General features: G+C 44.1%; 16 protein-coding genes. 15 read left to right on the forward strand and 1 reads right to left on the reverse strand.

The features are described 5' to 3' along the window. Window positions 1–7: 7 nt before the first annotated feature. The 14 genes from lpdA (at window position 8) to holA (ending at window position 15,252) form a co-directional block, all read left to right on the forward strand. Window positions 8–1,438 (forward strand): dihydrolipoyl dehydrogenase, encoded by a 1,431-nt coding sequence (gene lpdA / locus LDK34_RS05140; RefSeq protein WP_236941541.1) that lies wholly within the window; start codon window positions 8–10, stop codon window positions 1,436–1,438. A gap of 260 nt (window positions 1,439–1,698) precedes the next feature. Continuing rightward, on the forward strand, window positions 1,699–2,649 hold the full coding sequence (locus tag LDK34_RS05145) for a Rossmann-fold NAD(P)-binding domain-containing protein (RefSeq protein ID WP_178942395.1): 951 nt from the start codon (window positions 1,699–1,701) through the stop codon (window positions 2,647–2,649). Next, the gene (locus LDK34_RS05150; RefSeq protein ID WP_178942396.1) at window positions 2,633–2,908 is read left to right on the forward strand and encodes a UPF0223 family protein; all 276 of its coding nucleotides are present in this window, start codon (window positions 2,633–2,635) and stop codon (window positions 2,906–2,908) included. Before LDK34_RS05145 ends, LDK34_RS05150 begins: the two co-directional genes overlap by 17 nt. 50 nt (window positions 2,909–2,958) lie before the next feature. Next, window positions 2,959–3,738, forward strand: coding sequence for an inositol monophosphatase family protein (locus LDK34_RS05155; protein ID WP_178942397.1), 780 nt, complete (start codon window positions 2,959–2,961; stop codon window positions 3,736–3,738). A 110-nt stretch (window positions 3,739–3,848) separates the two neighbouring features. Continuing rightward, window positions 3,849–5,696, forward strand: coding sequence for a translational GTPase TypA (gene typA / locus LDK34_RS05160; protein WP_017262038.1), 1,848 nt, complete (start codon window positions 3,849–3,851; stop codon window positions 5,694–5,696). Between the two features lie 306 nt (window positions 5,697–6,002). Next, on the forward strand, window positions 6,003–7,178 hold the full coding sequence (locus LDK34_RS05165) for an FtsW/RodA/SpoVE family cell cycle protein (RefSeq protein WP_236941542.1): 1,176 nt from the start codon (window positions 6,003–6,005) through the stop codon (window positions 7,176–7,178). 72 nt (window positions 7,179–7,250) lie between these two features. After that, window positions 7,251–8,192, forward strand: a complete 942-nt coding sequence (locus LDK34_RS05170) for a YlbG family protein (RefSeq protein WP_178942399.1) — start codon at window positions 7,251–7,253, stop codon at window positions 8,190–8,192. Then, window positions 8,192–8,773, forward strand: a complete 582-nt coding sequence (gene rsmD, locus LDK34_RS05175) for a 16S rRNA (guanine(966)-N(2))-methyltransferase RsmD (RefSeq protein WP_178942400.1) — start codon at window positions 8,192–8,194, stop codon at window positions 8,771–8,773. Before LDK34_RS05170 ends, rsmD begins: the two co-directional genes overlap by 1 nt. Then, window positions 8,766–9,269 (forward strand): pantetheine-phosphate adenylyltransferase, encoded by a 504-nt coding sequence (gene coaD / locus LDK34_RS05180; RefSeq protein ID WP_178942401.1) that lies wholly within the window; start codon window positions 8,766–8,768, stop codon window positions 9,267–9,269. Before rsmD ends, coaD begins: the two co-directional genes overlap by 8 nt. A gap of 20 nt (window positions 9,270–9,289) precedes the next feature. Then, a complete protein-coding gene (locus tag LDK34_RS05185; RefSeq protein WP_178942402.1) occupies window positions 9,290–10,330 on the forward strand; it encodes a SepM family pheromone-processing serine protease in 1,041 nt (346 codons plus the stop codon). A 126-nt stretch (window positions 10,331–10,456) separates the two neighbouring features. After that, a complete protein-coding gene (locus LDK34_RS05190) occupies window positions 10,457–11,239 on the forward strand; it encodes a ComEA family DNA-binding protein (RefSeq protein WP_178942403.1) in 783 nt (260 codons plus the stop codon). A 57-nt stretch (window positions 11,240–11,296) separates the two neighbouring features. Continuing rightward, window positions 11,297–11,806 carry a ComE operon protein 2 gene (locus tag LDK34_RS05195; protein WP_178942404.1) on the forward strand — a complete coding sequence of 170 codons (510 nt, stop codon included), beginning with the start codon at window positions 11,297–11,299 and terminating at the stop codon, window positions 11,804–11,806. Beyond that, window positions 11,803–14,112, forward strand: coding sequence for a DNA internalization-related competence protein ComEC/Rec2 (locus tag LDK34_RS05200; protein WP_236941543.1), 2,310 nt, complete (start codon window positions 11,803–11,805; stop codon window positions 14,110–14,112). Before LDK34_RS05195 ends, LDK34_RS05200 begins: the two co-directional genes overlap by 4 nt. A gap of 114 nt (window positions 14,113–14,226) precedes the next feature. Next, entirely contained in the window at window positions 14,227–15,252 is a 1,026-nt protein-coding gene (holA, locus tag LDK34_RS05205; protein ID WP_178943459.1) for a DNA polymerase III subunit delta, read from the forward strand. A gap of 141 nt (window positions 15,253–15,393) precedes the next feature. Here holA and rpsT read toward each other — a convergent pair whose 3' ends face one another. Beyond that, window positions 15,394–15,648, reverse strand: a complete 255-nt coding sequence (gene rpsT / locus LDK34_RS05210; protein WP_017262028.1) for a 30S ribosomal protein S20 — start codon at window positions 15,646–15,648, stop codon at window positions 15,394–15,396. A gap of 270 nt (window positions 15,649–15,918) precedes the next feature. Between rpsT and rpsO the strand changes: the two genes are divergently transcribed. After that, window positions 15,919–16,188 carry a 30S ribosomal protein S15 gene (gene rpsO / locus LDK34_RS05215; protein ID WP_017262027.1) on the forward strand — a complete coding sequence of 90 codons (270 nt, stop codon included), beginning with the start codon at window positions 15,919–15,921 and terminating at the stop codon, window positions 16,186–16,188. Window positions 16,189–16,304 lie beyond the last annotated feature (116 nt).

Here is a 16,304-nt window from a genome sequence, read left to right on the forward strand (position 1 = left end):
TTTAACAATGGCTGATGTAGAACAAAAAGACACGGTGATTATTGGTGCAGGCCCCGGCGGTTACGTTGCCGCTATTCGGGCGGCCGAACTTGGCCAACAAGTGACGGTGGTTGAACAATCAGAAACGCTCGGCGGTGTTTGTTTAAACGTTGGTTGTGTTCCTTCAAAAGCGTTAATTCAAGCTGGTCACCGTTTACAAGAAGCAAATGATGCCTCAACTTACGGCATTACAACAGCTGGTCCAGCCACAATCGATTTTGCTAAAACGCAAGAATGGAAGCAAAAGAAGGTTGTTGACCGGATGACCAGCGGGGTTGCCATGTTGCTGAAGAAGCACAAGGTTGAAGTGATCCGTGGTGAAGCCACACTAGACAGTGACACGCAATTACGTGTTATTGCTCCTGGGCCAAAGCAGTTCATGAGCCGTGACACAGGTCGGACGCTGGCTTTCAAAGACTTGATCATTGCATCAGGTTCACGACCAGTCGAAATTCCTAACTTCAAATTTGAAGGTCGGGTTATCGATTCAACTGGCGGTCTGAACTTACCAGAGATTCCTAAGGAACTGGTTGTTATTGGTGGTGGTTATGTCGGGACTGAATTAGCCGGTGCCTATGCTAACCTCGGTGCTCACGTAACGATTCTTGAAGGCACACCATCGATTCTGCCTAACTTCGAAAAAGACATGGTTTCACTGGTGCTCAAGAACTTGAAGGCTCATAAAGTTGATGTTATTACGAGCGCGATGGCTAAGAAGTCTGAACAGGATGACAATTCTGTGACTGTCACTTATGAAGTTGATGGCAAGGCTCAAACAATCAAGGCTGACTACTGCATGGTCACTGTTGGTCGCAAGCCTAACACAGACAACCTTGGCCTTGAATTCACGGATGTTAAAACTGACAAACATGGTTTCATTGACGTTGACGATCAAGGTCGGACGGCATCTCCACATATCTACGCAATCGGTGATATTGTGAACAATGGTCCAGCATTGGCACACAAAGCCTTCTTTAACGGTAAGGTTGCCGCTGGTGCAATCGCAGGTCACCACACTGCAAACGATTATGTAAGTGTCCCTGCTGTTTGTTTCGCAGACCCTGAATTGGCCACAGTTGGTTACACCCAAGCTGAAGCCAAAGATGCTGGTTTGGAAGTTAGCACCGCTAAGTTCCCATTTGCTGGGAATGCGCGGGCGGTTTCAATGGATCAAGCAGATGGATTCGTTCGTTTGGTCACAACTAAGGAAGACAACACCCTTGTTGGTGCACAGGTTGTTGGCCCAGATGCCAGTGATTTAATCGCTGAATTAAGTTTGGCAGTTAACTCACACATGAATGCCGAAGATGTCGCTTTGACCATTCACCCACACCCAACTTTGAGTGAACCGATTCAAGAAGCTGCGGATATCGCAATCGGTTTCCCAACTCATATCTAACATTGTAATGCACACATCATTACTGAAAAAGAGGCTGGTAACAGCCTCTTTTTTTGCGGAAAATAATACAGACGACTGATTGTGCTCACCAATTTTGTGGATTGTGTAGTGCAATTACGGCCTCATGCACTGATTTACTTGATATTCGGAGCCGCTTGGGTAAAATTGTGGTAAACATAAACTAATATTTCAATTAATTGAGTCAAACGCATATTTGTTGCTGTACCTAATACGTTTGAGTCAAGAGGGATGGTCTGTTAATGAAGCCAAATGTAGTGCTATATGGGACCGGGAGATTTAATCAATTATTGTTATCCAGTTTAATCGCGTTGGATTTACCAATTGGCATGGCTGTTATGGATTCTGGGGATGTTGCTGCTGATCAGCTTTATGCGGATACACAGGTGGCTGCTGAAGGCTGCACGAATTTGAACGTTAAAATTGCAACACAAACTGATCTAGTGACAGCGGATGCGATTATTTTCGGTGATATTGCGCAGATGGAAGCTGGAGCGGAACGCGATGATGCGTTGAGCGTCGTAATGCCTCGTTTGCGAAACTTCATTCGTGAGGCGATGGCACAAGGCTTTAAGGGGAAGATGATTGTCGCCAGTCAGTATGACGATTTGTTGACATACTTTGCCCAGAAGTTTTCCGGTGTTGGCGTCAGCAACTGCATTGGTGTTGGGACATTAGCCCACACAACGATTTTAAATAACACTTTAGCGCGAACATTTAATGTGCCGCTTGATAGTTTGCATGCCTACGTAGTGGGAATTGCCAATGATCACTTGATTGCTTGGAGCCGATCAACAGTCGGACCGGCACCAGTGCTTTCACTGATGGCAAATGAGGATATTAACTTTGACGCTGCTGAATTAGGCGAGATTGAACAGCAGTTGAATGCAACTGCTATTTCGACTAATGATGCACTGCGCGCACAGGCAGTAATTAAAATTTTAAATGGAATCTTTTTCGATCGTCCGTTTATCGGTTCTTTAACAAACTTGTTGACGATTACTGAAGAACGAGTGACACCACTCAGCACGCCAGTCCGTGTCAATGCAGCTGGGGTTTCAAAACTCGTTGATGTAAGTTATTCTGATTTGGAGCAACGTCAATTAGACGAAATTGGTAGTCAAGTTCGTGATACTACATTGGCGATTGAAAAGGGAAGTTTGGAAGAGGACGACGATGAAGACGAACATTGATTTACCGTTGGACGAACAATGGTCTCGTCAAGAGATTGTTGTTGCCACTCGTTTATACGAATTAGTTTTGGAAGCCAATGAGACCGGTGTTGACCGGGAAAAATTATTGGCAGCGTACGACGCGTTTAAGCAAATGATGCCATCAAAAGGTCAACGCCGTCAGTTAGATCGGCAGTTTGAAAAACAGGCTGGCGTCAGTATTTACGCGACAATTAAACAAGCTCAGAGCAGTTCTCGCAAACGGCTACGAATTGAGTAAGCGACATTTTGAAAAATATTTAGTGTAAAAATGCAGAAAGGAACAATTGGATGCAAGAAGCAACGTATCAAAAGTGGAATGCACAGGTCACGGCTTGGATCGATGAGGCGAAGGCTAATATTTTAGAGCACTTCCATGAACCGCTAAACGTTGAACAAAAGTCTGGTCGACGTGATTTGGTTACGCAAGTCGATAAAGAAAATGAACAACGATTCGTGGCTCACATTCGCGAATCAGATCCGACCGCACGCATTCTCGGCGAAGAGGGACTTGGCGATGATGTTCAAGATGACAAAGGGCGGTTGTGGATCATTGATCCGCTGGACGGCACGATGAACTTTGTCAAACAACGGGATGATTTTGCCATTATGTTGTCACTTTACATCGACGGTGTGGGTCAGGCTGCGTGGTTGTGTGATGTCATGGGTAACCGGTTATTTCATGGCGCTAAAGGGCTAGGTGTTTGGCTCAATGATGATAAAATGACAGCTCCTGCCAATTTACCGTTAAGTGAGGGCTTAGCAGCGTTATCCGGTCCACTAGTTACTCACGATGTGGATCATATGCAGGCGATTGCGGCGGCAAGTTTAGGGATGCGAATCGTTGGCAGTGCAGGCATCGCTTTCACTAAAGTCTTACGCGGTCAGCAAGTGTGCTATATCTCATATTTAAGACCTTGGGATTTTGCGACAGGAAAAATTTTAGCAGAAGAACTTGGTTTAGTAGTGTCCACAGTTGACGGTCAAACGCCGACTGTGCTATCATATGGCGTTGTATTAGTAGCTACGAAGCAGGCACAAAAAGCTATTGTTGCCATGCAAACCGCGTAATGTCGGACTGTGACACGAGTTAACGAGGAGTCACAGTTTTTTTACGCCTTGTATAAGGGCGCGCGCTACCGATTAATTTTAAGTTATTTGAAACGAAGGGAAGTTACACTTTGAAAACTAGAGACGATATTCGTAACATTGCTATCATTGCCCACGTTGACCATGGTAAAACAACTTTAGTTAACGAATTATTGAAGCAATCCGATACGCTGGATTCCCACACGGAAATCGCGGATCGTGCAATGGATACGAACGCAATCGAACAGGAACGTGGAATCACGATCCTGTCAAAGAACACGGCCGTTAAGTACGGTGACAAGCAGATCAACATCTTGGATACACCAGGACACGCGGACTTCGGTGGTGAAGTTGAACGTGTTATGAAGATGGTTGATGGTGTGTTATTGGTTGTGGATGCCTATGAAGGAACCATGCCACAAACACGTTTCGTGCTTAAAAAGGCATTGGAACAACACTTGACACCAATCGTTGTCATCAACAAGGTGGACCGTCCAGGTGCTCGCCCTGAAGAAGTCGTTGACGAAGTGCTTGATTTGTTCATCGAACTTGGTGCGGACGAAGACCAATTGGAATTCCCAGTTGTTTATGCTTCTGCTATGAACGGGACTTCTTCATACGATTCAGACCTGTCTACGCAAGAACACACGATGAAACCAATCTTTGATACCATTTTAAAGACGATTCCAGCACCAATCGATAACGAAGACGAACCTTTGCAGTTCCAAGTTGCTTTATTGGACTACAACGATTTCGTTGGTCGTATCGGAATTGGCCGGATTTTCCGTGGAAAGATCAAGGTCGGCGATAACGTTACTGTTATGAAGCTGGACGGTTCAACACAGAACTTCCGTGTAACGACCTTATATGGTTTCCTTGGTTTGCAACGAGTTGAAGTTAACGAAGCCAAGGCTGGTGACTTGATCGCCGTGTCTGGGATGGAAGAAATCAACGTTGGTGAAACTGTGACGCCACAGGATCACCAAGAAGCATTGCCTGTTTTGCGGATTGATGAACCAACTCTGCAAATGTTATTCCGGACGAACGACTCACCACTTGCTGGTCAAGAAGGTAAGTTTGTGACAACTCGTCAGCTGGAATCACGTTTGAAGCAGGAATTGCACACTGATGTTTCATTACGTGTTGAAGACACCGACGAACCAGATGCATGGATGGTTTCTGGTCGTGGTGAATTACACTTATCAATTTTGATTGAGACTCTTCGTCGTGAAGGTTATGAATTACAAGCTTCACGTCCAGAAGTTATCTATCGTGAAATTGACGGTACGATGGAAGAACCATTTGAAGCCGTTCAAATTGACACACCCGAAGAATACGCCGGTTCCATCATTGACTCCTTGTCTCAACGCAAGGGTGAAATGAAGAACATGGAAAACACAGGTAATGGTCAAACTCGTTTAGAGTTCTTGGCGCCTTCACGTGGTTTAATCGGTTACTCAACTGATTTCTTATCCATGACGCGTGGTTACGGGATTATGAACCATACCTTCGACAAGTACATGCCAGTTATTAAAAACTGGAACCCTGGCCGTCGGAACGGGACCTTGGTTTCAATTAACCAAGGTACTGCAACTACGTATGCCATGATGGGTGTTGAAGGTCGTGGTCAGTTGTTCATCGATCCTGGTACCACTGTGTACGAAGGGATGATTGTTGGTCAGAACAGCCGTGAAAACGACATTTCTGTCAACGTTACCAAGGGTAAGAACATGACTAACGTTCGTTCTTCAAACAAGGATATGACTGCGACAATCAAGACGCCAACACACTTGACACTTGAAGAATCACTCGAATTCTTGAACGAAGACGAATATTGTGAAATCACACCTGAACACGTTCGTTTGCGGAAACAAATTTTGGAAACAAACGCACGTGAAAAAGCTTCTAAGCGTCGTAAGGCTGCTGCCCGCGACAACTAAATTCGTTTTTCAAAGCCTTGTCCATGCGACAGGGCTTTTTTTAATCTCGCGGTACTGCTACTGACAAAACTTAGCATTATGGGGTGACTTATGAAACGCTAATTATGACTAGTAATCCTATATAAAAAATTGAGGTTCTGCGCGGGTGAATCCTGGTCTCGATGGAGGTATTTCCAATTAACATCTTACTAAATGCTCATCATGCAGCTAAATGTTAAATAAAAACCGTAGATGATTGGCTTGTCGGTAAAGCAGACGTGAGCGTATGCTATAATATGAAAAGAATTTTTTTGTGAGGAAAACGATGTGAAAAAGTTTAAGATTCTTGATTACTATATTTTAATTCCGTACATCGTTCTCAGCCTGGTTGGTATCGTGATGGTGTATTCAGCTAGTGCGAATGTGGCTCTCAGTAACGGTAGTACCCCAAACGGATACTTGATTAAACAGACCGCATACGTAATTATTGGGCTTTTCTTAGCCGCATTTTTTTATTGGCTACGCCTATCAGTGTTAAGACGGCGATCCTACGTGGAAATTGCGACATTTGTCATGTTAGGTTTGGTGTTGATTGTGTTGGTTATCGGTGCGAGAATCAACGGGGCCAAGGGCTGGATTAATTTGGGCCCAGTAAACATTCAACCTGAAGAGTTTTTAAAACTTTATATTGTGCTTTTCTTGGCCCATTATATGGATTCACATCAGGTTAGTTTAGAGGAACGTTATTGGCATACGATGCGTGCACCGTTAATTTTGTTTGCTATCATGATTGGTTTAGTCCTGATGCAGCCAGACACTGGTGGTGCAGCGATTGATTGGTTTATTATTTTGATCATGATGCTGAGTAGTGGTAATAAACATAATGTGCCTACCGAAATTGTTGGTGTTCTGTTCATTGGCTATTTGGCAATGTTAGGCTTTTTGTCACACACAAACTTAAACTCGCCAATGTGGACTAAGCATTATCAATTGCAACGGTTTGTAGCCTTTATAGATCCATTTGGGACGATTAAAACTGTTGGTCGACAGCTTGTTAATTCATACTATGCGATTAGTAACGGCGGTTTGTTTGGTCGTGGTTTGGGCAATAGTATACAAAAGATGGGCTATCTGCCAGAACCTAACACTGATTTTATTTTGGCAGTAACCAGTGAAGAGCTGGGTGTTATTGCAGTGCTGGTCATTCTCGCTCTGCTAGGAACAATTGCTGGGCGGGCTATTCAAATTGGCAAGCGGGCATCTACAATGTATGAATCATTAGTTTGTTATGGCATTGCGGCGCTCATCACCGTGCAGTCATTGTTTAATGTCGGCGGTGTCGTTGGCGCGCTTCCTATCACTGGGGTGACCTTGCCGTTTATTAGTTATGGTGGTTCATCTATGTTAGTGCTGTCTATGTCAATGGGCATTCTCTTAAATATTTCTGCCCGTGAAAAGCGCGCACAACTGGCTGAACGTGCTGAAAAGGCAGCTGTTAAATGAGCTGAATTATATATAGCTGTGAAAATGTCATATGGAAAAATATTGAAATAAAAGAGGTAAGGAGGACGTTTTATGAGCGAGGAACAAACGGGCCAAGTTAACGGCTCAAAAGGTTCAACTGATAAAAAGAAACAAGCGCCACGTCGCAATAATCACCATCCACGTCGTCGGTCCAAATCAAATCAACAAAGAAACAATAAGCCTAATAACAGTGCTAATGAAGAAGAGAAACAGGCGCAACAAAGGCCTAGTGCTAAACAGGATAAAACTGTTAAAACAACAAGTGACGACGGCCGTCAAAATCGATCGGCAGGTCAGCATCGCCGTCGTCGTTCACAACGTAAACCTAACCAAACTTCGAGACAGGATAAGGTACATACAGCCGAAAAGACGGTTACTGCATCACATTCTGTTAAGACGAATTTACATGGTGTAAAACGCGACTCAGAACAAAAAAAGACGGTTTCTCGATCCCACAGAAACAGAACAACGACGCACTCATCGATGAATCACTCAAAGAGTGAAATTCAACATGAGAAAAATTCAACAACGGCGCCTGTAAAAAGGACTGACGGGCAAACCGTTCCTGCTAAATCTGAGGAGGTCGTCGTTCGCGCTAATCTGGCTGATGCCTTCGTTAATCACGAGCCTGAAAAATTGGCGCCCCAAGCTCGTCAGGCACTGCATGTGTTTGTGCGCAATTTGCGTCAGGTTCGGCAACTTAGACGGTTCGGTGATATTGAGTACATTTCAAAGAAGCTACACTACGTTGTCATTTACATGGATCAGGATGACATTAGCCGAAATCAGCAAGCAATCAACAAGTTATCTTTTGTTCGGCGTGTAATGGTCAGTGAACGGCCTGAAATTGATCCGTTTGTTGGCGAAGGGGTTAACGCTAATTTCGTGACTCATACGGAGAATGATGGTGCGGCTGATGCCATCCCTGACGCTGACCAAACGATTGCTGATCATTCAGGCTCAGTGGCAACAAAATCGACGGAGGAACATTAATGCGAGTGGTTGCAGGCGAGTTTGGCGGACGACCGTTATCAGCAGTCCCAGGGTCGTTAACGCGTCCCACTACGGACAAGGTCAAAGAAGCCATGTTCAGTATGATTGGACCTTATTTTGACGGTGGTCGGGTATTGGATCTATTTGCCGGATCAGGCGGTTTGGCTATTGAAGCTGTATCACGCGGTATGGTTGAGGCTGTGTTGGTTGACCATCAGTACCAGGCAATTAAGACCATTAAGGCCAACATTGCGGTTACAAAATCAGCGGATCAGTTTACGGTAATCAAAGGTGAAGCTAACAATGTGCTCAAACGCTTGGTTGCAGAAGAACAGCGATTTGACCTAATTTTGTTAGATCCGCCATACGCAAAACAGAAAATTATCGATAATCTCAACTTCATGGCAGCAAACGGATTACTCAATGATGGCGCGCAGGTGATCGCCGAAACAAATCAGGAAGCTCAATTGCCAGAAAATTTTGGCGCATTTACGCAAACTCATCATCGGGACTATGGCATTACAGATGTGATGGTATATCGGTATCAGGCATTAAAGAAGGAGACCGGCGAAGATGAGTAAACGAATTGCGGTTTTTCCAGGTAGTTTTGATCCACTAACAAACGGTCATTTTGATATCATTGAGCGTGCTAGTCGCATGTTTGATCAACTTATTGTTGCCGTTGGCACTAATACGGGTAAACGAACACTGTTTAGTGTGGAAGAAAAAATTAGTATGATTCAAGCTGTCACGGCAGGTTTGCCAAATGTTAATGTTGAAACAATCAGCGGATTAACGGTTACGTTTATGCATGAGCACCACGCGACCTTTTTAATTCGTGGGTTACGCAATGATCAGGATTTTAATTATGAACGAGACATTGCCAATATGAATCGCACATTAGCGGAGGATGTTGAGTCTGTCTTTTTGTTAGCAAAACCTGAGAATGCGCAAATTTCTTCCAGTATTCTGAAAGAAATCGTTCATTTTGACGGTGATGTTTCAGCATTTGTACCAGCTGTTGTATGGACCCATTTGCAGGAAAAACGGCAACAGGAACGGCAAGAAAAGAATTAATAATTGGATGGGGTAATTGGATGAAGAAGAGACGTTGGGGCTGGTGGATTGGTGGTGCAATCGTCATCATCGGTCTTCTGGTGATGCGGTTTTTGCCGCTCAATCAGTATATTGAAACGCCCGGAACGGCAGATAACTTACGCGATTTCGTCACGATGCCAACACAGCCAGACAAGCGTAAGGGTGATTTTATGATTACCTCTGTTTATCAGCAACAAGCGACACCAATTTCTTGGTTGTGGGCGCATGTTGATCCACACGCGACAATCTATAATGAGCAAGAAGTAACTGGCGGCGAGAATCAGACGACTTATAACAAGGTTCAGGGATTCTACATGCAAAGTGCCATTAATCAGGCCATTGCGACGGCGTACAAAGCTGCCGATGAACAGTATACGCGGCAATACTTGGGGATCTACGTTTTGGATGTCTCAAAAACGTCTCACTTTTATCACAAAATTCAGGTCGGCGATACCGTTACAAAGATTGATGGTGTGCATTATGATTCTTCTGTTGGTTACCAAAAAGCGTTGGCCAAACGTAAACTATCGGACAAAGTTGCCATTACGTATACACACAATGGCAAAGAGCGGACAACGAAGGCCGGTTTAATTCGTTTGCCAGATGGACGGTCTGGAATCGGCATTACACTGACGGACGATGTTAAGGTCAGCACCAAAATTCCGGTTGAAGTTAATGCTGGGCAAATTGGTGGCCCATCAGGTGGTTTGATGTTTAGCTTGCAGATTTATCAGCAATTAACTAATCAAAATTTACGCCATGGTCAAAAAATTGCTGGAACTGGCACCATTAATGCGGATGGTTCCGTTGGTGAAATTGGTGGAATTGATAAGAAAATTGTGGCTGCTCACAAGGCGGGTGCTAAGGTATTCTTTGCGCCATATCTCAAGCCAAGCAAGGAAGTTTTGAAGTATGAGGAAGGCCACAAGACGAACTATCAACTGGCAAAGGAAACAGCAAAGAAATATGCACCAGGTATGAAAGTTGTTCCCGTGAGCTCATTTGATCAGGCCGTCAAATATTTACAAACACACAAGTAAAATAATTTCGATATAAAGTCATCGGTTGAAAAAACTGATGACTTTTTTATGTTTGACGAACAAATAACGCTTGTTTACGTATGTTATGGGTATGGTACATATCATTAGTAAACAGGAGGATAAATCATGGAATGGCGAGAGGCATTACGAGATGCTTGGCGACAATATCGAGGCTGGTTGTTGGGTGGTCTGGCTGTCATGATTGCAGTAGGCGTGATTGGCGCTCAGCTATTAAAACCTAATGATCAACGCCACGACACGAACAGTTCAATGAATGGCACGTCACAGGCCTCATTTCAGTCCGATAGCTCCGGTCTAGTCGATGCGACAACCAAGGTAGCGACGCGGTCAACCAGGCCAGAAACAACTGCAAGTGCGGCCACTGTTAATTCGGAAAAGACTGTTGGACAGACTGAATCGGTGGTTGAGGTAAAAGGTGCCGTTAATCAACCAGGTGTGTATCGGTTTAAAACCAATATGCGAGTTATTAACGCAATTGAACGGGCAGGTGGTTTGCGGGCTGATGCTGATAGTAAACAAGTTAATCAGGCGCAGACATTACATGACCAAATGGTGATTTACATTCCCACTCATGGCGAGGCGTTGCCAACAACTAATGCCAGTGGTGTGGATGGTGCCACGAGTACGGCCACGGCAGGCGATAATGGCGCAGCTGGCACTGCTGGGGCGTCAGTTGATGGCGACAGTGCTGATGCACTAATTGGGTTGAATAGTGCGACGAAAGAACAGTTAACGAAAATTTCAGGAGTAGGTGATAAAAAGGCGCAGAAAATTATCGACTTTAGAACGGAACACAACGGCTTTAAGTCATTAGACGACTTAAAACAAATTTCTGGATTTGGTGAGAAAACCGTTCAAAAGTTGAAACCACATTTAAGCTTGTCGTGAGACACAGACTGGCATACGCTTAATGAAATATATTTAATGAATGGTGGAGGTAACATAATGGCAGATCAAAAACGGGTTCCCTGGGATCAATATTTTATGATGCAAGCGGTGTTGTTGGCTAGTCGCAGTACTTGTCAGCGGTTGTCTGTTGGTGCTGTTTTAGTTCGCGATAAACGCGTTATCGCTGGCGGTTATAATGGCTCTGTATCAGGTGATGATCATTGTATTGATGTTGGTGATTATTTAGTGGATGGACATTGTTTAAGGACGATTCATGCAGAAATGAATGCCGTTTTGCAATGTGCGAAGTTTGGGATTGCAACTGATGGAGCTGAAATTTATGTAACCGATTTTCCGTGTTTGCAATGCACTAAAATGTTATTACAAGCCGGCATCACGAAGATTAATTATTTGCGTAATTATCATAATGATCCATATGCAATGCACCTAGTGTCCCTTAAAAATATTGAAGTGAAGCAGATTAACATTCCCGAAGATGCATTGACACAATTCCACATTGCAGACTACTTAACGGCTCAAGATGACGATTCACATCTTCAGCAATGACCATTGCTAACCGGCCGCCATGGATTTTCTTAGGGCTACTTGTCGGTCTTATTAATGCAATGATTGTCGGTCGTTTTTGGTGGGCTGGATTTGGCATTATTTATTTGCTGATCCGGTGTCTTTACTTAGGACACAGCAAAACGAATTTACTTTGGCTCATGGGCATCGCAGTGTTGGCAACTGTGTGGTTTAGCTATCAAAATGTGCAGTACGATATGAAAACGTGGGCAACAATCGCAACGCGTCAGCTTAGTCTGCGGGTAGAGCCAGATCAAATTCAGATTACTGGCGATACAGTGAGTATTATCGGTGTGACAAAAGAAGGTCAGCGGATCCGTGCGTTTGGTCATTTAACGAGCCAGAAAAAAGCGACTCAATTGCAAGTTATCGATCAACCGACACAATGGCAGGTAAATGGTCCAAACGACTTACTTGAAGGACCACGGAACCGTATGCAATTTGATCGCCGTTCGCAACTACGTGCAATGGGGATTCATGGCAGCATGAAAATGGCCCAGTGGTTCATTGTGAAACCGAGTCAAACAGCGTGGCAGTGGCCAATTGATTTAATGCATCACTGGCGTAAGCAGTTACTACTGTATTTTGCGACGTTGCCTACCACATTGAATGAGTATGCAAGTAACCTGATTATTGGGGCGACGGCTAATGATTTTTACACGCAGAATAGTGGCCTAAAACAGTTGGGACTTTTGCATTTATTTAGCATTTCCGGTATGCATGTTGTGTATCTAGTCACACTTTGCCAATTTATCCTTGCACGGTTAGGCGTCCTTCGTGAGCACTCACAACTAATATTGGCCATTGGCTTGCCGTTTTATGCAATTATTGCTGGTGGTTCGGGCACGTTAATTCGCGCTATTCTTATTGGTGAAGCTAGTTTGCTCCAACCACTCCTTAATCATAAGCAATCGACTCAAATAAGTGGCTTGGACATGTGGTCGTTATCATTAATTGGTGGTGTTACGCTTCAACCGGCGGTTCTGTTAACACTGGGTGGTCAACTAAGTTACTTGCTGGCGTTTGCGTTGATCTATGTCGCAGTCGAAAAGACGTGGTGGCAAACGTGGTTAATGAATCTAGTCAGCTTGCCATTGATTTTACATACTGTTTTTCAAATTCATGTTCTTAGCACGCCTGTAAATCTATTGGTGATTCCCTTGTTTGGTTGGTTCATTTTTCCACTAGTTATTATTGGTGCCTGCTTAGGCGGCGTATTGAATTGGGCTGCCAATATCACTAACACGGTTTTGATGGTGTTTAGTGGTTTGACAAACTGGTTTGGTCAATTACCGGGAATGGTTACGTTTGGACATCTTTCGACATTGTTCACATGGGTTTGTTTACTGATGACACTGTTGGCTATTGATGAACGGCGGCCGCGAGTTCGGTGCAAGTGGCTTATTGCACTAGCGATAGTTTACGGAGTGGCGTTTGTGACGATTCGTTGGCCGGTGGATGGTGAGGTTTCGTTTATTGATGTTGGTCAGGGCGACAGTATTCTTTTAAGAACGCCATTTAATCGGCATGTTTCGTTAATTGATACTGGTGGCAAAGTGGGGTTTTCAAAACCGTTGTGGGCACGCACTCTCCCGGGGATGACCAATGTTGAAGCCGTGACAGTCAATTACCTTCATAGCCGTGGTATCAGTGAAATTGACGATGTAAACTGCAGTCATCAAGATGCCGATCATATCGGAGATGTTGGCCGACTATTGCAATTGATGACAGTTCATACGTTGACAATTCCTGCGGGCATGCGCCAATCGCGTGGGTTTCAGGCGAAAATTGCCCCATATCTGAAGCAAACCAGAGTCATCGAGCTGACTGCAGGTCGACAACCTAAAAATTTTCCGTTTACCATTTACCATCCGTTTCATCCAGGACCAGGTGGAAACGAGGATTCCGTGTCATTAGGCACAATTAGGAATGGTGTTCGCTTTTTATTTATGGGTGATTTGGACCGGGCTGGTGAACGAGAAATTCTGCAACATTATTCGAGTCTGACAACCGATGTGTTGAAACTAGGTCATCATGGCAGTGATACCTCTAGTGACCCATTGTTTATTAAACAAGTTGCGCCTAAATTGGGGATTATTTCGGCTGGTCGTGAAAATCGGTACGGGCATCCCAAACAAAGTACACTAACGACACTGACGCAGAATCATATTGTAGCCGTTAATACCGCGGATGCTGGCATGATTAGCTATGTCTATGATTGGCTTGGTAACGGCCATTGGCAGACGATGTTGCCGACGCGCACACCGATTGCAGGTTCGCCTCGTTAGTTTGTGGGCTGAATGAAATTTAATAGGGTATAATGGTGGAACGAGTTCAAACGTATTAAAAAGCGTCTTGCGACGCGTAAAGAGTAACTTGATGGAAGGAATGAAATGGCAACGATGAAAATTGCGGAGTTAACACGACAATTGGCTGGTTCAAACGTTCAGCCATTATATTTAGTGACGGGGACTGAACGGTACCTGCTTAATCAGATTCGAGAGCAATTTAAGGCAATCATTCCCGAGGACCAGGCTCAAATGAATGTTGGTAGCTATGACATGGTGCAAACGCCGGTAGCCGTGGCGCTTGATGACGCGATGGCGATGCCTTTTTTTGGCGAGCATCGACTGGTTATAATCGACGAACCTTATTTTTTAACAGGCGAAAAGAGTAAATCGAAGGTCGATCATGATTTAGATGCTTTACTTAAATTCATTGAACACCCAGAGCCAACTACAATCCTAGTTTTCTTCGCCCCATACGATAAGCTTGATAACCGTAAGAAGTTAGTTAAAACCCTGAAAAAGGTTGCTGTGAATGTAGATGCATCGCCATTGAGTGAACGAGATGCACGTCAGTTTGTGGAGCAGCAGGTAGACCATGATGGTTATAAGTTCGGTCCTGGTGCACTGGATACTTTAATTCAGCGCACTGGTGCTGATTTGTCGCTGATGATGGCTGCACTAACCAAACTGGAGTTATTTGCAGTTCAAGATCATGTAATGACAACGGCAGCGGTTACCGGTTTAGTGGCACAATCTTTGGATGACAACGTTTTTGATTTGGTGAATGCGGTCCTCGGTCGAAATGTTAAACGGGCGGTGGGTTTGTACCATGATCTGTTAGCAACTGGAGAAGAGCCGCTACGGATTAACGCTGTCTTAGTTAGTCAATTTCGTTTGTTGCTGCAGGTGAAGGTGCTGGCCAGCCGCGGATTGAGTCAAGGTTCTTTGGCAGGTCAACTAAAAGTGCATCCATACCGGGTAAAATTGGCCTTGCAAAGCGATCGTCACTTTTCTCAACGTGATTTGAGTCGCGCTTTTTTAGGGTTAATCAATATTGAAACGCAATTGAAGCAAACACAGGACGATCCAGAATTGCTTTTTAATTTATTTATGTTGCAGTTTACCAATCAAGCTGCGTAATTTTCTTCAGTTTGATATGAATAAAATGAGCCATTGCAATCAAATTAATTGATTACAATGGCTCGTTTTGTGTTATTAAGGGAGTCGAGTAAAACAGATGCAAAAGAAAAACCATCATCACGAATGATGATGGTTAAGAATTTACTTTGCTAAGCGAGCAGCTAAACGTGACTTGTCACGTGAAGCCTTGTTCTTCTTGATCAAACCTTTTGAGTAAGCGTGGTCAATTGCGGCGCTCGCGGAACGGTATAATTCTTCAACGTTGTCTGCACCAGCAGTTACAGCTTTTTCAAACTTTTTAACTGCAGTCCGTTCTTCGCTCAATTGAGCAGTGCGACGTGCTTTGGCAATTTCGTTAGTCTTAACACGTGCAATGGCTGATTTTGTAACTGGCATTAATTTCACCTCCGGAGCGTTTGACCCACGTCAAACAAATTTCAACAGTCATCATTATACAAGAGGCTTACGACCAATGCAATAAATAAATGCAGAAGCGTCAAGGAAATTCACTTGACCCCATCATGAGTAGCGTACTTTTGCTTGCAATTGGTGGTGTGATTAGATAAACTATTAACCGTGCTAAAGCATGACCCTTACTTAGTTTATCGCCACCACTTAGCGTAGACTCGGTATGCGGTGACAATATTTGAAAGGTGGATTTTATCCATGGCTATTACACAAGCAGAAAAGAATCAGATCATCTCAGAATACGCACGTCACGATGGTGACACGGGTTCTGCAGAAGTTCAAATCGCAGTTTTGACAGCTGACATCAACCAATTGAATGCGCATTTACAAGTGCACACTCACGACTACCACTCACAACGTGGTTTGTTAAAGAAGATTGGTCATCGTCGTAACTTACTGCGTTACCTGCGTAACACGGATATTGAACGTTACCGGACGTTAATCCAAAAGTTGGGTCTTCGTCGGTAATCGTTGTTCGACCGAAGTGTGTGAGGAGGGCTACCCATTGTGGGTGGCTCTTTTTTTGTTTATTCACATTTGTGTCAGAACGCTGACTGGTTTGAGAAGCCGTCAGCTGGGCAATT

This window comes from Furfurilactobacillus milii, from assembly GCF_021654115.1.
Lineage (GTDB): Bacteria > Bacillota > Bacilli > Lactobacillales > Lactobacillaceae > Furfurilactobacillus > Furfurilactobacillus milii.